The following is a 16,711-nucleotide window of genomic DNA, read 5'->3' as shown; positions in this document are numbered from 1 at the left end:
GACTGAGGCGCCGACTTAGCAGTGCACGCCATAGCGCGAAACTCACACCACTGTACCACGAACTCGACCATCGCCAGCGGGCGCCTCTTAATCGATTGCGTAAATGCGATCTTGCGCGGTCCACACGCACGACTTCTCGCCCTTTGGCCGCACGCAGGCTAGGATCGCGTTCGGGACTTCGACGACGAAGACTTCCGTCCCCTTGTCAAACGACCTGCATCCCTCTCCTGCGCTCTTCGCGAGAGCCGCATCAAAGTTAGTAGCCGCAGTTTTCAAGACCGCTCGCATGCTGTCGTGTGTCGGGCAGGCCAGCGCCGTTGTTTTCAGAACGCCGGACTGACCGCGCTCTAACCGTGCCGCTGAAGCTGCTTCAGCAACGCCAACGATCATGGCGACGACGGCAAGGGCTACTCGAATGGTCATGTTAGACGGCTCCTAAAGTTTTCTTTCTCTCGCTCCACGTCGAGGCTCGCCAGCGGTCCTAGCCGGTCTTCCAGCCATGCTCGCAGCGACGTCGCGCCACTGGGTAGAACACCGGGAAGACAGAGGCCAGAGTAGCGCTTCTGGCCGGGTCCAGCCTTCTGATAGGTGAACCTTCGAACGGGAGAGGAGTCGGTGGAATCTCTAATAAGAGATTCTATAGAGAAACCACCGACTCCTCTGGCACCCCAGTCCGACACCCCGAAGGCTGTCACGGCATCCCGGTTATTCGTCAGGATGACGCCCTGCGCCGCCATGTCAGCTTCCGCCCCCGGTGCCACATCACCCCACCGCGCCACTTCATGAACCGGGACCGGCAATGGCACGTCACATATGATGTCCAACCAACAAGGCTCAGAACGTCTGTGAGGCCGTAGGCGTCCGACCGCTTGCAACAACTCGCCTACGGTAATGCGCCAGCGTAGCGCCTCCGCAATCGGCTCAGGATGGCAGTCCACCGAGACCGCAATGACAGAGCCATCAGCAAGCCGGATGCCGCCCGGATGTTGATCGAAAAAATACCGCTCACCACCGGAGACCGGGCGTCCTGCGAAAACGGACGCGGTGGCCTCAACGTCTGACCTTTTAGGGGCGGGGCGACCAATCACGATCAGCCCCGCAACGTTTTGCATATCGTTCATACCCGCCAGAGCACCGAAATGCCGAGCGGTCACATTTTCTGGAAGCTGGCCCTCGATTTGGTCAAGCAAATCTTTGTAGGTGATGATGCCAATCCGGTCGGGCGCGGCCAGCGCTGCTCGAAGACGAATGAGCCGAACAACGTCCCGCACATTTCGGGGCTTGGGAGCTTTCCATAATCCCAGCTTTCCCTTGCTGACCGGAGCGCCCATGATCTGCCGCACTCGGACGTGTTCAGGCCACTTGGCGGCAACATCCGGCTGTTCAATCACGGTGCGCAACAATCCTGCATCGTCAAAACCATCGAATGCGGTTCGCAATAGCGCTGCGGGAGGTGCGGTGGCATCAAGAACGAACATCGGCGCATCACACCATGACGGGTGCACCGTTCGTAGCGGCGTTACGAAAACCTTGCCGCCCGTCACCGTGATCCGCCCCGATTGTGATCGGTCACCGATGATGGCTTCGATCTTCCGTTCCTCAAGGAATATCGCGATCTCATGCCAGAGCGCCCCGGCATCCCGCGCCAGCTTGTTCCGGGCCGCATGACGATGGGTGAGACTTTTAAGCTCGCCCGGCTTCATATCCGGTCGCAGACGGTGCTGGTCAACGCATTTCTGCTCAAGCCAACCGACCCAATAGGCATCTTCGGCGTCGATACCGGACTTAATCAGTGCAGCACGGGACAGCGGGCCGTCGCCGTTTATCTTGACTGCATCGGCGAGCCGCATCCGGAAGGGCAACACGGCGTCACTGTCAATGTCGCTACAGCCTTCGATCTTGGATTCGAGCAGCGCGGCAACATCAATTTGCACCGTGTCGCCTATTGCACCGTCAATGAACGACTCGTCGAACACAATGGCATCGGGCCCGAAAATGAAGTCCGGACGCTTTGAAAACAGCAAAGGCGCTGGGATGATCCAGACTTGAGGACGCGACTCGCGTTGGCGCTCCATGCCGCACATATTCGCGAGGGGGCACCGGACGGTCTCATTATCAATTCTGCGCTCACAAATAGATTCCCTGATACCAACACCTAGTTCACGCGCGGCCTTGTAGGCCGGAAGATTGCGGCACATGGCATGGTCAGACACGAACGGATCAGGCCTCTCATAGCCGCGATAGACTTCGGCCTTGATGTTATCCAGGGCGAGGTCCGCTGCGATCTGTTCTGCTAGGTCATGGCGTGGAACAACATAGCCAATGCGACGGCCGAGCCGAGCCTGCTTCCCGATGCCGGTACGCGCTGCATGTGTCTTCCCGACGCCTGCCTCCGACCGAACCACCGTGACCGGATGCGTTGGCTGGATTAGCAGCGGCTTGAGTACGGTCTGATTTCTAACCGCGATGCCTTTCAAAATGGCGGCTTCAAACTCAGTACCTGTAATCGTCTGTAGACGCGCGGCGGCATCCTCAAGACTGACGCGATTATCATGGTACGTCGCCCGCACCGCCGACACCGGATCAGGCGTATCGATCCAACCGATCTGGACGCGCAGCCATGCGAAGGCTTCAGCGTTCGAGATATTGAGACATTCCGCGACTAGCGTGACGTCATTATATCCGCGCCCTCCATGGTCAACGATCTCACCGCTATCGCGGATCGAAAGACTGTGACCGCGCTTGCCCAGAGCGCGCCCACCGCCGGACGCACGAAAACTCGCTACCGCGCGCCATCCACCGGATACGCGATGCAGGCGTTGCAGGCCAAGCGCCGGATGTCGCAGCCATCGCGGGCGCGCGACACGGATAGCCCGATCAAAATCGCTATCCGACGCCCCCGGCCTCTGCGACCGCGCAGGCCGGTCTACAGACTCACTCTGCTGACGCGGGGCTGGGGCATCCCAACCGTGCGCGCGTAGCAGGTCTTCCATCTTCGCGCGGTGCGCTGCCGTGAACACCGGCAAGTCTGCAAGCGGCGTGTCGATTAGCGTTCGTTCGGTGGTCCACTCGTACGGCTGGCTGATGTCAGGATGGATCGTTGGCGGTAAAACGGTCTGCGCTCCAACGGCAAGGAAGTCGAGCAAGCCTCGCTTTTCAGCAGTCTTGTAGTTGCGCTTCTGCCACCACTGCTCATCATCGCGGGGGTGATCACCACGATAGAACGCCGTGAGCCCTTTCCGGCCACGCTTGGCCACCACCACCGACGGCAACACCGCAGTCAACGGTTCGATCAGCACGTCGTCGTCGATGTCGATTGCCACCAACCCGCCATAACCGCAGGCGAGGCCAATACCTCCACCGTAGCGGTCCGACATCCGCCCCCAAGAAGCAGCCTTCGCCTCAGACACGCGAGTCGTGCAGAAGTCCTGCCAATCACTTAATCCAAACCAAGGCCCTTTGGTGCCATCGGCGCTAAGGCCGCCATAGAACCCGGGTTTCTTGCCACCGGCGAAAATTGGCAGTGGAGAGTAACCGCCGCGATGGAGCTCCATCGCAGCGCGCTCGAAAAGTCCCACGTCACGCATAATGCGTGACCAAGCAATCCGCACGGCGTGCGTGCTTATAGAGGCGGATTAAGCGGCTACGTGCCGTGCCTCCTCTAAACATGAGGTCGAGATAAAAGCGCACATCGCGCACGCTCAACTCGTAAAAGCCCCCTTTACGATGATAGAAGCGGATGCGACTTTCAAACAGTGATCCACGTTCGATGTAGCAAGCGCGAATACCGCTGTTGTTACGGAAACCTTGCCACGCATCGCGTGCTTCGCTATGGTTATTATACATCAGATAGACTTTCGTTTCTGCATCACCCGCCGTTGGCCCGGCGGGTTTTGCTTTTCTAGGGTTATGCGGCCTCGACCTTCGTGCCGTTGATGAACGAAACAATATCGTCGAGGCAGTACATCACGCGACCACCGACCCGGTAGTACGACGGGCCGTAGCCGCGCGTGCGCCATGCAGCCAGACACTTCTCAGTCCGACACACGATTCCCGCGCAAGACTTCTGATCAACGTAGGTCTTGCCGTTCAATTCCATCCGCATTTTGGTGCTCCATGCAGGTTTTGAGCTTGGTTGAGATAACGCTAGACGCTTGTAGGAAGGTTTAGGAGGGCGTTTCGGCATCCCTTTCGAGAAAGGTCGGTGACATGCACAAAAAAACACCGACGCGAGGCAGCACATCGCGTCGGTGGCAAGGTTTCGTTGAGACATGTTGCTGGATGTGATCAGGCCAGCCCGGCGTCGATCAACATGCTCTGGGCTCGCAATGCTTCGCAGATGAGCGCGGTATCGGTCGAGCCGACCGTGTTTTCTTCGTTGCCTTCGAGGGCGTTGGCTAACGCGAGGACATACCTCGCGCGGTCCGTGGTGGGATCGATATTATCAACGTCGATCATGGTAGTGCTCCTTCAATGACGCGAATGCGCGCGTCGGCGCTCGCTGGCATCTGCCAACGGATTCGGGGATTGGTGCGGATCAGTTTGGGGCAGCCTCATGAGATTTGGCTGCGCGGTCATGACGGGGACGGGTATCCGATTGATGGCTTCCGACATCATCTCAAGAGTGACGTGGCGATAGATATCTGCCGACTCGCTCTCGTGTGTGTGCCCTTGAATGGCGTCAACAACGCTGTCTTGGGTGCCCATCTTAAGGCACTTGGATTTGAACCAATGTCGAAGCGCGTGGTTCGGGTCTTTTCTCGGGTTAGTAAACCCCTGCTCGCGAATCCAGGTCGCGAGATGGTTCGCTATCCCCTTTGACGCATGTTTCGAGGGCCTGCCGTTGGACTTTAGCTTCTTCTTCCTCCCGGTGCCATAGAAGAGCGGCCCGTCCCCCTTCGCCTGCACAAAATCGAGAAAACCGCGCTCTATAATGGCCGGATGAATCGGAACGTCGCGCTCAGAACCGGCGTTCTTGATCGTTCCGCCATCGGCAGCAGGTGCAATCTTCATGACGTGGATGCCGTCCACAACGACGACACGATTGCCCCACAGTTGCGCTACCTCGCCGATGCGAGCACCGCTGAAAGCTGTCAGCCACGGCAGCCATCGGCGCGATAACCGCGTTGCGTGATCTGCTAACGAAAGAAGCCGCGCGACTTCGTCGTCATCATATGGAAGCCTGCGCTTGCCAGCCCGTGTCTTGCGGGCAGTCGTCACACCCTGCGCGGGATTGCGCTTCAATAGCCGATTGGCAACCCCATAATTGAAAAGCGTTTTGATCGCCGCGAGATGCCCATCTCGGACGCTTGTAAGACCGCGAGCCAGCAAGGCATCCTTCCACGCAACCACATCGTCCGGTGTAACGCGGCGTGGATCCTTATGGCCTAGATGCTGTTGGAATTGTAGGACGTATCCCCACCACGTCGAGATTGTGCTTGGCGCTGGTTTTGCTTCCCGTTCCCAAAGCTTCCACAATGCCTCAAAAGTGAGTGGTGTCTGTTCATTCAAGACGGGGAGCGACGGCGCGGAAATATCGTCCGCTTGGCGTGGGCTGTCTGTCTGTCCCGTGCGGACAGCGATGCACCACCGTTCAAATTGAAGAACGATAGCCGCGTGACGCTCCTTTGCGAGCATCGCAATGGGCGTCCGCAATGAGAGCGAGATTTCCCGCCTGACCGTGACGACTACAGAGACCTCATTCCCCTGCCCGATTGGCAGACGAAATGTGATGCACCGTCCCCTCGCCAGCGCGAGCACGTCGGCAGGCACACGCTTTCTGAATTGATGGTGCGACGATCTTCGCCGCTTGGTCGGTCGGACAGTTCTCAGCGCCAATGCGTGTCACCCGTGTGCTACACTCGGGTGATTGAGAGACTTTTTGCGCTCGATTGCCCTTCTAGGTCAACCATTTAGCCTATTTATGGTGCCCAGGGGCGGGATCGAACCTTCTTCTATCCATTTGAACTAACATGAGTTTTTGGACGAGTATTTTTCAGTGTACCCGTCTATGTACCCGGCGTTTCCAGCGCGCCCGTGAGCTTCCAGGAATCATTACCGGTGCACTCGTCGTCCCGTGCTGCATGGCCCGTCGCGCGGTCCCGTAGCTCAGCCGGATAAAGAAGCGGTCTCCTCTATCCGGCTGAGCTACGGGACCGCTGCGGGGGGCGGGCTGTACCTACTGGGATGTTGGGAGAGGAGGCTGCGGACTGGCTGACAATCCTGCCGTCCGGACCTATCTCCGTTACATCGGGGGTGCTGCGACTAAGTCTTGCCGAAGTCCCCTTGCGCAACCCATTTGAACTAAATTGCTTCAGGCGCTCAGAAGACGATGTCGGAGTTCGTCATCATTCATGAGATCGGTAGACGTGCCCATCCACACTGTGCGACCTTTATCCAGAATGTAATGGCGATCGGCGATGCGGCTCAACGCCTTCATGTTCTTGTCGATGACCAGCACAGCCTGACCCGTCGCCTTGATGCGCGACAAAGCCTGCCAGATCTCGCCGCGGATCTTCGGCGCGAGGCCTTCCGTTGCCTCATCGAGGATGAGCAGCTTTGGATTGGTCATAACCGCGCGGCCGATGGCGAGCATCTGCTGCTCACCGCCGGAGAGCACACTGGCACTGCGATTGCGCAAGGGGGCAAGCGCCGGAAACAATTCGAAGACGCTGTCGAGATTCCATGGCTTCAAGACGCCGCCTCGGTTAGCTGCCGTCGCAATGAGGTTTTCCAGTACGGACAAGTTAGGAAAAACTTGGCGACCTTCGGGCACCAGCGCGAGGCCGGCACGCGCAACCCGATAGGTCGGCCACGAGCCGATCGACTGACCGGCAAAGGTTACATTGCCACCTTGGACGGGGACGAGTCCCATGATCGTCGATACCGTCGTCGTCTTGCCCATGCCGTTGCGGCCAAGCAGCGTGACCACTTCGCCATCACGAACATCGAGGTTCACATCGAACAGAACCTGACTCGAACCATAGGAGGCCTGAACACAGGAAAGACTGAGCATCACACCTCCTCATCGTCGCCGAGATAGGCGCGTCGGACTTCCGAATCGATCCGCACCTCGTCAGGTGTTCCACTGGCAACGATCGCACCGGAGGCCAACACAATGATCCTGTCGGCAAGCGCAAACACAGCATCCATGTCATGCTCGACCAGTAGGATCGTGTAGTCGTTCTTTAGCTTGCGGATGAAATTGATCATGTGGCGCGCTTCCTCGATGCCGAGGCCGGCCATCGGCTCATCGAGCAGCAGGACACGCGGCTTCGAGGTCAAGGCCATGGCAATTTCCAGAAGACGCTTCTCGCCATGCGACAACGACCAGGCCGGGCGATGCGCATGGCCCTGAAGGCCAAGACTGGTGAGACATTCTGTTGCCGTGGCGTGAAGGGCGACCTCGCAATGAACCGGCTTCCAGAAGCGGAAGCTATGGCCAGCATGCGCTTGTGCAGCGATCATCACATTCTCGGTCACGCTTAGTTCGGGAAAGATGCTGGCTATCTGGAACGAGCGCGTGATACCGGACATCGCGCGCGCATGGACCGGGCGCGAGGCAATGGATGTGCCGTCATAGATGACATCGCCGGTATCGGGCCGCAGCGCACCGGCGAGCAGATTGACGAATGTGGTCTTGCCGGCGCCATTCGGGCCGATGACGGCGACCAGTTCTCCTTCGGTCAGATCGAAATCGACATTATCGACAGCATTCAGCCCACCGAAACGCTTCGTGAGTTGTACAGTCCGAAGTATGGCTTCCGCCATCGTGATGAACTCCGTGCGTTGCGAGACGCTTCAGGCGCCGGCGTCAGGAGTGAGTAGAGACCGCCGCGTCCAAGGAAGACGACCAGGATCAGGATCGGGCCGAGCAGCAGCTTCCAGTGGATAGTGAGGGCCGAGAGATATTTCTCGAGACCAAGATAGGCGAAGGCGCCGATGATCGGCCCGAAGGTCGTGGCAAGGCCGCCGAAGATGGCCATGATCATCAATTCGCCCGAGCGCGACCATTCCATGAATTGCGGTCCGGCGAATTCAGCGGCGTTGGCGAGCAGGGCGCCAGAGAGGCCACAGCCGACGGCCGACAGGACATAGGCTGCGAGCTTGTAACGGAAGATCGGATAGCCAACGGCTTCCATCCGCGTTTCGTTGATGCGGATGCCGCGCAACACATTGCCGAAGCGCGAATGCATGATGCGCGAGCTGAACAGCGCCATCAGCGCCAAGAGGAACAGGACGACGTAATAGAACTGGAGCGCGTCATAAAGATCGATAAGGCCGGCAAACTGGCTGCGTTGGTTCAGTGACAGGCCATCATCGCCGCCATAGCTGTAGAGGCTGGAACTGGCGAAATACATCATCTGTGCGAAAGCCAGCGTGATCATGATGAAGAAAGTGCCGCTGGTGCGCAGCGAGATCATGCCGACCGGCAGCGCGACCAGCGCGCAGAGCAGCATCGCCAGCGGCCACTGAATGAAGCCGTTATTGATGCCGTGATGCGACATGATGCCGACCACATAGGCACCGACACCAAGATAAAGCGCGTGACCAAAGCTGACGAGCCCAGCATGCCCGAGAAGAAGGTCGAGGCTCAGCGCTGCGATGGCGAAGATCATCATGCGGGTGACGAGATCGAGCCAGAAGGGTTCATCGAATAGCCAGGCCGCAGCCGGGACTAAAGTGAGCGTGACACAAAGCCCGATCAGGACAGGGACACGCCAGCGTTCGAACAGGCCGGCAAAAGCTGAGACTTCGAAGGAGTGCGTATGAGCCGCGACAGAGATGGCACGCCGCGTTCCCGGCGGCGGGATCAGCCCTTCCGGCTTGAAGAACAGGATGACCGCCATCAGCACATAGATGAGCATCGATGCCACCGCCGGCGCGACCGTGTTGGCCGCAACCGGCGGCAGAAACAGACCCATGACCTGCTTGAGATAGGCGCGGCCGATCGTGTCGATGAGACCAACGAGGAAAGCCGCAACGAAAGCGCCCTTGATCGATCCCATGCCGCCAATGATGAGCACGACCAGCGTCAAAATCAGAATGTTGTCGCCCATGCCGGGATAAACCGTGAGGATCGGTGCCGAGACAAAGCCGGCGAAGCCCGCCAATGCCGAGCCGAGCGCGAAGATCAACGCATAGATCAGGTTGATGTTGACGCCGAGCACGGTCGTCATCACGCGGTTGCTCGCGCCCGCGCGGATCAGCATGCCGACGCGGGTCTTCGAGATCAGGATATAGAGCAGACCCGCAACCAGAAGCCCCGCGATGATGATCGCAAAGCGATAGGTCGGGTAAGGGACGCTCGGCAGAATCTCCATCGTCCCGGTGAGGAATGCCGGGATCGGCGCATGCAAGGGCTCTGGCCCCCAGATCATCCGCGTCGCTTCATTGAAGAAGAAAATGATGCCGACCGTACAGAGCACCTGATCGAGGTGGTCCCGCTTGTAAAGATAGCGGATCAGAACGAATTCCAGCAGCAGGCCGATCAGGAACGTCCCGAGCGTTCCCATGATGAGGCCGCCGACGAACGACCCGGTCCAGACCTGGAAGGTGACGCCAAGATAAGCCCCCATCATGAAGAGGGAGCCATGTGCGAGATTCACAAGATTCATGATGCCGAAGGTCAAGGTGAGACCCGCGGCCATCAGAAACAGGATGATGCCGAGTTGCAGCCCGTTCAGAATTTGCTCGATAAACAGCAAGCTTTCAGTCTCCAGTCCGGTGCGTCGATGAGGATCGGCAACCCCCTCTAGTTCTTCAGTTTGCAGTCCTGATAATAGGAGTCCTTCTGGCCGGTCATCACCGTCTCGATCGTCTTGGTGACAAGGGTGCCGCTCTCGTCCTTGACCACTTCGCGGACGTAGTAATCCTGGATCGGGAAATTGTTGCTGTTATAGGCGAACTTGCCGCGATTGGATTCGAACTGCGCCAGCGTCAGGGCCTTGCGCAGATCATCCTTCCTGGACAGGTCACCCTTCACGCCCTTGACGGCGCTGTCGATCAGCATGATCGAGTCATAAGCGTGCGCGGCATAGTCGTTCGGAAGGAATCCATTCTTGGAGGCGAAGTCCTTCACGAAGCGGACATTGACCTTGTTGGGAAGATCGATGCTCCAGACATTGGCCGACTTGACGCCGATCGCCTCATTGCCGATCGCTGGCAGACTGGCCTGATCGACCGTCCAGACCGTATAGAGCGGCGACGATTTCATGATGCCGGCCTGCGCATATTGCTTGACGAACTGCACGCCCATGTCACCGGGATAGAAGATGAAAGTCGCGTCCGGCTGCGCGTTGCGCAGTTCGCTCAGCTCGGCGGCGAAGTCGACCTGGCCGAAGCGCGTATAGACCTCGCCGACGACTTCGTTCTTGTAGAACCGCTTGAAGCCGCTGATCATGTCCTTGCCGGCCTGATTGTTGGTCGTCATCAGGTAGGCTTTCTTCACGCCGAGTTTCTGGAGATAGGCGCCCATCGCTTCGGCCTGCTGGTCGTTCTGCGACGAGACATTGAAGAAATTGGCGACACAGCCTTGTCCAGCGATCGGCGCGGGGCCGGCGATGGGCGAGATGACGAATGTATCGGTACGCGCCACCGGTGCGTAGACGGCCATCATTTCCGACGAGAACAGCGGCCCGACGACGAAGTTTACTTTCTTCGACTTTACCATCTCGTCCGTCAGTTGCTTCGCAACGTCGACCTTGGCCTGGCTGTCGCCCCAGCTGATTTCGGTGGGCTGGCCACCGATCTTTCCATCGAGATGAGTCATGGCGAGCTCGATTGCCGCCTGCATCTGCTTGGCGAGAATGCCGCCGACGCCGGTTTGCGGCAGGATGACTCCGATCTTGACCGGATCGGCGTGCGCAGCGCCGCTGATAGCGAGTGCCAGAACAGAGACAATGAGGACGGACACTTTCATCGGATGGTCTCCTTCATATCGACGCCGACAATGACTGAAATGCAACGGCCAGGCTGTGAGGGAAAACGGGTGATCGTGCGTTGAGATGCGTGGCAAGACCGCGGCGTGAAGCCGAAGCAGTCAAGAGCGTTGTCCTGGCGCACGCTGTTCCAATTCGAAGGCGAAACCATTGCATCACCAACTCGATGTCGTGCTGCACACCTGCGTGCAAGGAGCACATCCCGTAGTTGGAAGATTTCCAGCAATCCGCGTGCCAGTTTGTCGAACTGGCGGGTGCCTACCTTAGAAAAAGAAACAGACTGTCCTTTATCTCGCTCGCAGCCCGCGGAAGACCTGGTCGGCAAGCTTGCCTGCCCATTTTGCGGAAATCGGCGCATGCGGCACCAAAATGCGATACCAGATCGGGCCGTAGAGAGAATCGACGACGACATCGAGATCGATGTCCTTGCGCAACTCGCCACATTCAATGCCGCGCATCAGAACAAGCTTGGCTTCATCGCGCCGAGGCCGGACATAGCCTTCGAGTAAAGCTTTCAGTGTTTCGGGATCGCCTTGTCCTTGTGCAACAAGGGCGGAAATCGTGCGTCCGACTTTGTCGCCATACACTTCGGCGACTATCATCATCTGCTGTTTAATGTCGGAAATGGGCGATTTCGTCCATTTATATGCGATCTTCGGCGCCGTCTCGGAGAGGAAGCCAGCCATCGCCAGCGCGCCGCGATTGGGCCACCACCGATAGATCGTCGATCGTGCAGCGCCCGCACGTGCGGCAACGGCTTCAATCGTGAAGCCTGAATATCCTTGCTCCTCAAGCAGTTCATTCGCGGCCTTCAGGATGGCGATCTTCACCTCATCGCCTTGCGGTCGTCCACGGCGGCGTGGCTGATTTTTTGTGGTGCTTATTTTTTGTCTCATCTGCACAGCCTCATGCTCACAATATCACCACGGCGTCGCTTGACCGCCAGAAAATCTTAAAACTACACTGCGTCTCTTTTCTGTAACTCCCGCGTGTCGCACGCGGAAGTGCGTGAACTCTTTTGCCGAAACAAATAGCCAATGCGAGTCGAGGCCAAGACATGACCGGTGTAATCACCTCAGAGCAAGTCGAATTCTTCAAACGTGAAGGCTATCTGTCGCCGATACGCGCTTTTGGCGCTGAAGAAGCCGCTGAATATCGCCGTCGCATCGAAGCGTATGAGAAGGCCTCAGGTGAGGAAGTCAATAAACGGCTGAAGATCAAGGCACACCTCGCGTTTCCGTGGATGGTCGATCTTGCCCGCCATCCGCGCATCGTCGCTGCGGTGCAGGCTCTAATCGGACCTGACGTCCTGCTGTTCGGTTCGTCGGCCTTCGCCAAAAATGCACATGATCCGCGTTTCGTCTCCTGGCATCAGGATTCAGCCTATTACGGTCTTGACCCGCATGAGGAAGTGACGGTGTGGGTGGCGCTGTCGAAGGCGGACTCATTGGCCGGGTGTATGAGTGTTATCCCGCGCAGTCACCGCGGGCCAGATCTAGAGCATGAAGAGACTTATGACGCCAACAATCTTCTGGCGCGTGGTCAGACAGTTATTGTCGATGACGCCAAAGGCGTCGAGATGCCGCTGGAGCCGGGTGAATTCTCCATGCATCACGAACGTACGGTGCATGGGTCTCCCGCCAATCGTTCCGACGATCGGCGCATCGGTATCGCGTTCTTCTACATGCCGGCGCATACACGTTCGACCATGGCTCGCCGATCGGCGATGCTGGTCGCAGGCGAGGACAAGTACGGTCATTGGGACCGCGATGTCGAGCCTGAGATCGATCTCGACCCCAAGAGCCTGGCGTTCCTGGACAATGTCTGGAGCCAGTATCGCGACGAAAACACGACGCGGCAGGTGGCGCGCGCCTGACGCAAGACCAGTGCCCCTTGGTGTCAACCGCAGATGAGGCCGGAGGCGCCAATGGAATTCAGTATCTTCTCGCACGGTTTTCGCCCGCACCGTGTCGCGGGCGACAGCTACGACGGGGATATCCGCGAGATCGTTCTGGCCGAAGAATTGGGCTTCCGCGATGCCTATCAGCGAGCATCACGGCGAACTGCCCTTTATCAATAGCCCGCCGTGGAATGGCACCTCGCCCCCTTCGCGAACAGAGGGCGCCGAGGAACCTACCGACGTCGAGGATAAGCCCTCTAATTTGACCATTTCGATCGGCCAGGACGTCATTGATCTCGCCGATGTCCTGGTTGTTGGCGCCGTAGACATCCATTCCGATCAGCTTGGAGGCGCGCCAGGTGTTCGGCTCTGCATTTGTGAAGAAGCTCACTTCTTGCTGCGACGCGGTGCCGGCCGCTGCAGGCTGTGTCGTTGTCTGGGCTTTTGGGGACACCGCCGCTCCCGGTTGATTGCTTTGGCTCATGGCCGGGGAAGCAATCGTCAATGTCGCGATCAGGCCAGAAGCTGCTACGAGTTCAGCATCGTCACCTCGTCTGTCTTGGTTTTCTGTGAAGCGCGAACCTTGAGAGCGCCTCGCTGTAACCAATGCCCTCGTTCGACATTGGTTCGCCAGCGTACACTCCGAAGCCGGAGCGGCACGGCCAGATGGGTCGGCTACCGGAAGGCGTACTAGCTCCTTCGTCAGCGCAATGGCGTCATTATTCCACTGAAGGCCAGGGCGGTAACCAAGTTCGCAATGGCAATGCGACGATCGCAAATCGGTGCGCTTACGGCACGACAAGTGGCCGGAACAAGTAGGACGGCGTCACGTTTCTCTCACAGCGAGCAAAAGCAGCTGTGCCATATACCACGAGGGTCGATTGAGGCAGCGAAAAGCATCAAGCGACGATATCAATCCTACGATCTCGCCGACGGAGGCGCGCGCAGGCCGGATCGTGAAGGGCGGGGCGATTCGTCGCATCCTTTGGACATCCGTTGCGCTCGCGCTGCTCGCACTGACCGCAACTTATTTCCTCATGATCGGATAGCCGTTCTGCCGACAGCGAGAACGAGATACGCTATGACACGCCGTTATGTCGCATCCATCGTGATCATATTGCTTTCTTCAACGCCAGTGTTCGGGCACGGGTCGGTGGCCGGACACATGATTGTGCATATTGGCCTCATGAATATAGCGGCACCGCTGCTCGCGCTCGCTGCACTATCCCTCCCGCTTGGAATGACTTTGCGATCGTGCTCGTGTATTTCGAAAACATTGCCGGCAGCGACGCTCGCTCAGATTTTCGTGCTGTGGACGACACATGTTCCCGTCATATTTGCCGCTGTAGTCGCGGGAGTCGTGGCGCTCGCTGCAACGCAAACGCTTCTCTTCCTTCTCGCATTATGGTTTTGGCTTTCTGTTCTTGTTCAGCCTGCTCGCGATTTTTGGCGTGCCTCACTCGCGCTGTTGGTGACGGGAAAACTGTTTTGCCTGTTGGGAGCTCTACTCGTCTTTGCTCCGCGACCGCTCTACGCCTCGACCTTTGAATCAAGTCATATTCAGTCGATCGCTGAAATAAGCAGCGATCAGCAGTTGGCGGGACTCCTTATGCTCTTTGCGTGTCCCGCGACATATGTTTTGGCCGGCATCATTCTCGCATCTCGGGGTCTCCGGGCTCTCGATACACAACAGGCCCCACTCACTTTGGCCAGCGTGCCGCGGACCGGCGTCTCATGACTGTCATGCCGGATCGCATTCAGCCGGCGCTATTGTGGATCGGCGCGACACTCGCAGTGCTGCTACTCGGAGCTACCTTGTTCACTTTGTCTGGCCTGTACAGCGTCGCAGCCAGCCGCGGACATTTTCCCTGGACCAGTTGGCTGCTCGAACTCGGAATGCACCGCTCGGTTGCAACTCACAGCCTGTTCGTCGAAAGCCCACCTCCGCTTGATGATCCGAACCTCATTCGCCTGGGAGCCAGCCATTTTCAGGGGGGGTGTGTCCCCTGCCACGGCGCACCTGGTGAACGAAGCAATCCCATCGTCCATCGCATGCTGCCGCCGCCTCCCGACCTATCGAGGAGCACCCAAACCTGGTCCGACAAGGAGCTCTTCTGGATTGTCAAAAACGGCATCAAATACACCGGGATGCCGGCCTGGGTTTCTCTTGCGCGAGACGACGAAGTCTGGGCGATTGTCGCATTCCTTCGCGCCCTGCCGAAACTCGACGCTGTTGAATACGCCACAATGACCCGGACGCGGGACGCGTCCGAACATCGTAGCCCCAACGAGCGGGCGCGTTTTGGCAGCGGCACCCAGTCCATCTCAGTCTGCGCGCGATGTCACGGCCTCGACTCGTCGCCACCGGTGAGCAATCTGGTTCCGGTCATCGCTGGACAATCGGAGGCGTATCTGCAGGCCGCACTGCGGCAATATGCCGACGGCCAGCGCGAAAGCGGCATTATGCAGCCGGTCGCTGCCGAATTGGACAACAGCGCCATCGCCGCGCTCGCAAAATATTATGCAGGCCTCATTCCCGCTCTCGCCGCCCCATCGAATGCGACGCCCGAAGAGATTGAGCGCGGCCAGGCGATAGCAACGCTCGGCATCGCTTCCAAAGGCATCCCGCCTTGCCTCGCATGCCATACCGGGAGCACTGGCACTTTTCCGCTTCTTGCGGGCCAGCACGGGGCATACACGATCAATCAGCTCAAGCTGTGGCAGCAGGGACTGCGCGATACCACTGCCCACGGTGCGATCATGGCCCCGATCGCCAAGCGGATGACTTCTGATCAGATACGGGACGTCGCAGGCTTTTTCGAAAGCCTTGGCACGACAGCGCAGCCCCTCCAGGACAAGACCAGCGCAAGGAAAGAACGATGAGCGCTGCGTCAACTCCGTTCGCGCCCGTGCTTTGCGCCGGAACGGCAACCGTCGCGCTCGCCGGGTGTAGCGGCGTGCAGTCCGCTTTGTCGCCCGAAGGGATCGAATCCGAACGAACGTGGGTCCTGTTTTGGGTGTTGACAGCGGGAGGCTCGACGATCCTCGTCACCGTTGTTGTTCTAGCCGTCGCCGCGATCATTAGACGCCCGGCCTGGCTCGGCACCGAGGCGCTTGTCGTCGGCGGAGGCCTTGTCTTCCCGGTCGTCTCCCTGACTGCACTGCTCGGCTACGGGTTGCTGCTCATGAATGTATCCGCAGGCGAATCTGCTGTGAAACCCGCACTCGAACTTGAAGTCAAGGCAGAACAATGGTGGTGGCGCATCGTCTACAAAATGCCGGACGGTACGCGCGTCGAAAGCGCCAACGAAATCCGCATTCCGGTGGGGCAAACGATCCGGCTTGAGCTCACAACCGCGGATGTCATTCACAGTTTCTGGGTGCCAAAGCTCGCCGGCAAACTCGACATGATCCCTGGCCGTAAAAACGTGTTGAATCTCGTAGCAAACAAGGCGGGGGTTAGCCGAGGACAATGTGCGGAGTATTGCGGCGGAGCCCACGCATTCATGAGCTTCTATGTTGTTGCTTTGCCGACTGATGATTTTGCTAAGTGGCTAGCAAACGAGGCAGGCGGGGCTCGCAATCAGAACGAACAAGCCGCTGGTCAAATGCTCTTTCTCTCGCACGGTTGCGGTAGCTGTCACACGATCCGTGGCACTGCAGCCGTTGGCACGATCGGCCCCGACCTCACGCATGTTGGTAATCGTATGTCGCTTGCCGCGGGCGCCTTGCCAAATGACGAGCAAGCCTTCGCACGCTGGATCGTGAACAATCAACATGTCAAGCCGGAAAACCGGATGCCTCCCTTTGGCATCTTCACTGATGCCGAACTTCAGTCCCTGACCCAATTTCTCGCCGCGTTGAAATAGAC

The 16,711-nt window shown here is 58.5% G+C and carries 14 protein-coding genes and 3 pseudogenes; 5 read left to right on the top strand and 12 right to left on the bottom strand.

The window, feature by feature from the left end; all coding sequences use genetic code 11:
- Positions 1-87: 87 nt before the first annotated feature.
- From CAK95_RS11685 to CAK95_RS11645, 11 genes and pseudogenes are all read right to left on the bottom strand, one after another.
- A complete protein-coding gene (locus CAK95_RS11685; RefSeq protein ID WP_086088077.1) occupies positions 88-423 on the bottom strand; it encodes a hypothetical protein in 336 nt (111 codons plus the stop codon).
- A complete protein-coding gene (locus CAK95_RS11680) occupies positions 420-3,587 on the bottom strand; it encodes a bifunctional DNA primase/polymerase (RefSeq protein WP_086088076.1) in 3,168 nt (1,055 codons plus the stop codon). Before CAK95_RS11680 ends, CAK95_RS11685 begins: the two co-directional genes overlap by 4 nt.
- A 320-nt stretch (positions 3,588-3,907) precedes the next feature.
- Positions 3,908-4,105 (bottom strand): DNA-binding protein, encoded by a 198-nt coding sequence (locus CAK95_RS11675; RefSeq protein WP_120265399.1) that lies wholly within the window; start codon positions 4,103-4,105, stop codon positions 3,908-3,910.
- A gap of 182 nt (positions 4,106-4,287) precedes the next feature.
- Positions 4,288-4,458, bottom strand: a complete 171-nt coding sequence (locus tag CAK95_RS29155) for a hypothetical protein (protein WP_157699598.1) — start codon at positions 4,456-4,458, stop codon at positions 4,288-4,290.
- A 12-nt stretch (positions 4,459-4,470) separates the two neighbouring features.
- Positions 4,471-5,637, bottom strand: coding sequence for a site-specific integrase (locus tag CAK95_RS11670; RefSeq protein ID WP_147413643.1), 1,167 nt, complete (start codon positions 5,635-5,637; stop codon positions 4,471-4,473).
- Positions 5,638-6,313: 676 nt separating this feature from the next.
- On the bottom strand, positions 6,314-7,015 hold the full coding sequence (locus CAK95_RS11665; RefSeq protein ID WP_086088073.1) for an ABC transporter ATP-binding protein: 702 nt from the start codon (positions 7,013-7,015) through the stop codon (positions 6,314-6,316).
- Positions 7,015-7,770 carry an ABC transporter ATP-binding protein gene (locus tag CAK95_RS11660; protein WP_086088072.1) on the bottom strand — a complete coding sequence of 252 codons (756 nt, stop codon included), beginning with the start codon at positions 7,768-7,770 and terminating at the stop codon, positions 7,015-7,017. Before CAK95_RS11660 ends, CAK95_RS11665 begins: the two co-directional genes overlap by 1 nt.
- Positions 7,716-8,627, bottom strand: a pseudogene (locus tag CAK95_RS29940) (branched-chain amino acid ABC transporter permease); the annotation flags it as partial. The gene CAK95_RS11660 and the pseudogene CAK95_RS29940, both read right to left, overlap by 55 nt.
- Before the next feature lie 180 nt (positions 8,628-8,807).
- Positions 8,808-9,650 (bottom strand): annotated as a pseudogene (locus CAK95_RS29935) (branched-chain amino acid ABC transporter permease); the annotation flags it as partial.
- Positions 9,651-9,754: 104 nt separating this feature from the next.
- On the bottom strand, positions 9,755-10,921 hold the full coding sequence (locus CAK95_RS11650) for an ABC transporter substrate-binding protein (RefSeq protein WP_086088070.1): 1,167 nt from the start codon (positions 10,919-10,921) through the stop codon (positions 9,755-9,757).
- Between the two features lie 306 nt (positions 10,922-11,227).
- Positions 11,228-11,836 carry a TetR/AcrR family transcriptional regulator gene (locus tag CAK95_RS11645; protein ID WP_086088069.1) on the bottom strand — a complete coding sequence of 203 codons (609 nt, stop codon included), beginning with the start codon at positions 11,834-11,836 and terminating at the stop codon, positions 11,228-11,230.
- Between the two features lie 161 nt (positions 11,837-11,997).
- Here CAK95_RS11645 and CAK95_RS11640 point away from each other — a divergent pair, with 161 nt between their 5' ends.
- Entirely contained in the window at positions 11,998-12,816 is an 819-nt protein-coding gene (locus tag CAK95_RS11640; protein ID WP_086088068.1) for a phytanoyl-CoA dioxygenase family protein, read from the top strand.
- 51 nt (positions 12,817-12,867) lie between these two features.
- Positions 12,868-13,020: a hypothetical protein gene (locus CAK95_RS29930; RefSeq protein WP_245303721.1), complete on the top strand. Its 153-nt coding sequence runs from the start codon at positions 12,868-12,870 to the stop codon at positions 13,018-13,020.
- Positions 13,021-13,066: 46 nt separating this feature from the next.
- On the opposite strand, the pseudogene CAK95_RS30460 reads toward CAK95_RS29930, so the two are convergent.
- Positions 13,067-13,174 (bottom strand): annotated as a pseudogene (locus tag CAK95_RS30460) (PRC-barrel domain-containing protein); the annotation flags it as partial.
- Positions 13,175-13,921: 747 nt separating this feature from the next.
- Here CAK95_RS30460 and CAK95_RS11630 point away from each other — a divergent pair.
- From CAK95_RS11630 to CAK95_RS11620, 3 genes are read left to right on the top strand one after another with little or no spacing between them, the layout of a single operon-like run.
- The gene (locus CAK95_RS11630; protein WP_157699597.1) at positions 13,922-14,578 is read left to right on the top strand and encodes a cytochrome c oxidase assembly protein; all 657 of its coding nucleotides are present in this window, start codon (positions 13,922-13,924) and stop codon (positions 14,576-14,578) included.
- A gap of 5 nt (positions 14,579-14,583) precedes the next feature.
- Positions 14,584-15,723 carry a c-type cytochrome gene (locus CAK95_RS11625; protein ID WP_086091355.1) on the top strand — a complete coding sequence of 380 codons (1,140 nt, stop codon included), beginning with the start codon at positions 14,584-14,586 and terminating at the stop codon, positions 15,721-15,723.
- Positions 15,720-16,709: a c-type cytochrome gene (locus tag CAK95_RS11620; protein ID WP_086088065.1), complete on the top strand. Its 990-nt coding sequence runs from the start codon at positions 15,720-15,722 to the stop codon at positions 16,707-16,709. The genes CAK95_RS11625 and CAK95_RS11620 overlap by 4 nt, the downstream gene beginning before the upstream one ends.
- Positions 16,710-16,711 lie beyond the last annotated feature (2 nt).

The organism is Pseudorhodoplanes sinuspersici (genome assembly GCF_002119765.1).
GTDB lineage: Bacteria > Pseudomonadota > Alphaproteobacteria > Rhizobiales > Xanthobacteraceae > Pseudorhodoplanes > Pseudorhodoplanes sinuspersici.
The sequence above is the reverse complement of the archived record's forward strand: the minus strand, read 5'-3'. Positions and strand labels throughout refer to the sequence as shown.

Bases quoted from the DNA above. Each gene is read 5' to 3' on its own strand.
- CAK95_RS11645 (WP_086088069.1), bottom strand. From the start codon at position 11,836: ATGAGACAAAAAATAAGCACCACAAAAAATCAGCCACGCCGCCGTGGA.
- CAK95_RS29930 (WP_245303721.1), top strand. From the start codon at position 12,868: ATGGAATTCAGTATCTTCTCGCACGGTTTTCGCCCGCACCGTGTCGCG.
- CAK95_RS11685 (WP_086088077.1), bottom strand. From the start codon at position 423: ATGACCATTCGAGTAGCCCTTGCCGTCGTCGCCATGATCGTTGGCGTT.
- CAK95_RS11680 (WP_086088076.1), bottom strand. From the start codon at position 3,587: ATGCGTGACGTGGGACTTTTCGAGCGCGCTGCGATGGAGCTCCATCGC.
- CAK95_RS11665 (WP_086088073.1), bottom strand. From the start codon at position 7,015: ATGCTCAGTCTTTCCTGTGTTCAGGCCTCCTATGGTTCGAGTCAGGTT.
- CAK95_RS11620 (WP_086088065.1), top strand. From the start codon at position 15,720: ATGAGCGCTGCGTCAACTCCGTTCGCGCCCGTGCTTTGCGCCGGAACG.
- CAK95_RS11670 (WP_147413643.1), bottom strand. From the start codon at position 5,637: ATGCTCGCAAAGGAGCGTCACGCGGCTATCGTTCTTCAATTTGAACGG.
- CAK95_RS11640 (WP_086088068.1), top strand. From the start codon at position 11,998: ATGACCGGTGTAATCACCTCAGAGCAAGTCGAATTCTTCAAACGTGAA.
- CAK95_RS11660 (WP_086088072.1), bottom strand. From the start codon at position 7,770: ATGGCGGAAGCCATACTTCGGACTGTACAACTCACGAAGCGTTTCGGT.
- CAK95_RS11650 (WP_086088070.1), bottom strand. From the start codon at position 10,921: ATGAAAGTGTCCGTCCTCATTGTCTCTGTTCTGGCACTCGCTATCAGC.
- CAK95_RS29155 (WP_157699598.1), bottom strand. From the start codon at position 4,458: ATGATCGACGTTGATAATATCGATCCCACCACGGACCGCGCGAGGTAT.
- CAK95_RS11630 (WP_157699597.1), top strand. From the start codon at position 13,922: ATGACACGCCGTTATGTCGCATCCATCGTGATCATATTGCTTTCTTCA.
- CAK95_RS11675 (WP_120265399.1), bottom strand. From the start codon at position 4,105: ATGCGGATGGAATTGAACGGCAAGACCTACGTTGATCAGAAGTCTTGC.
- CAK95_RS11625 (WP_086091355.1), top strand. From the start codon at position 14,584: ATGCCGGATCGCATTCAGCCGGCGCTATTGTGGATCGGCGCGACACTC.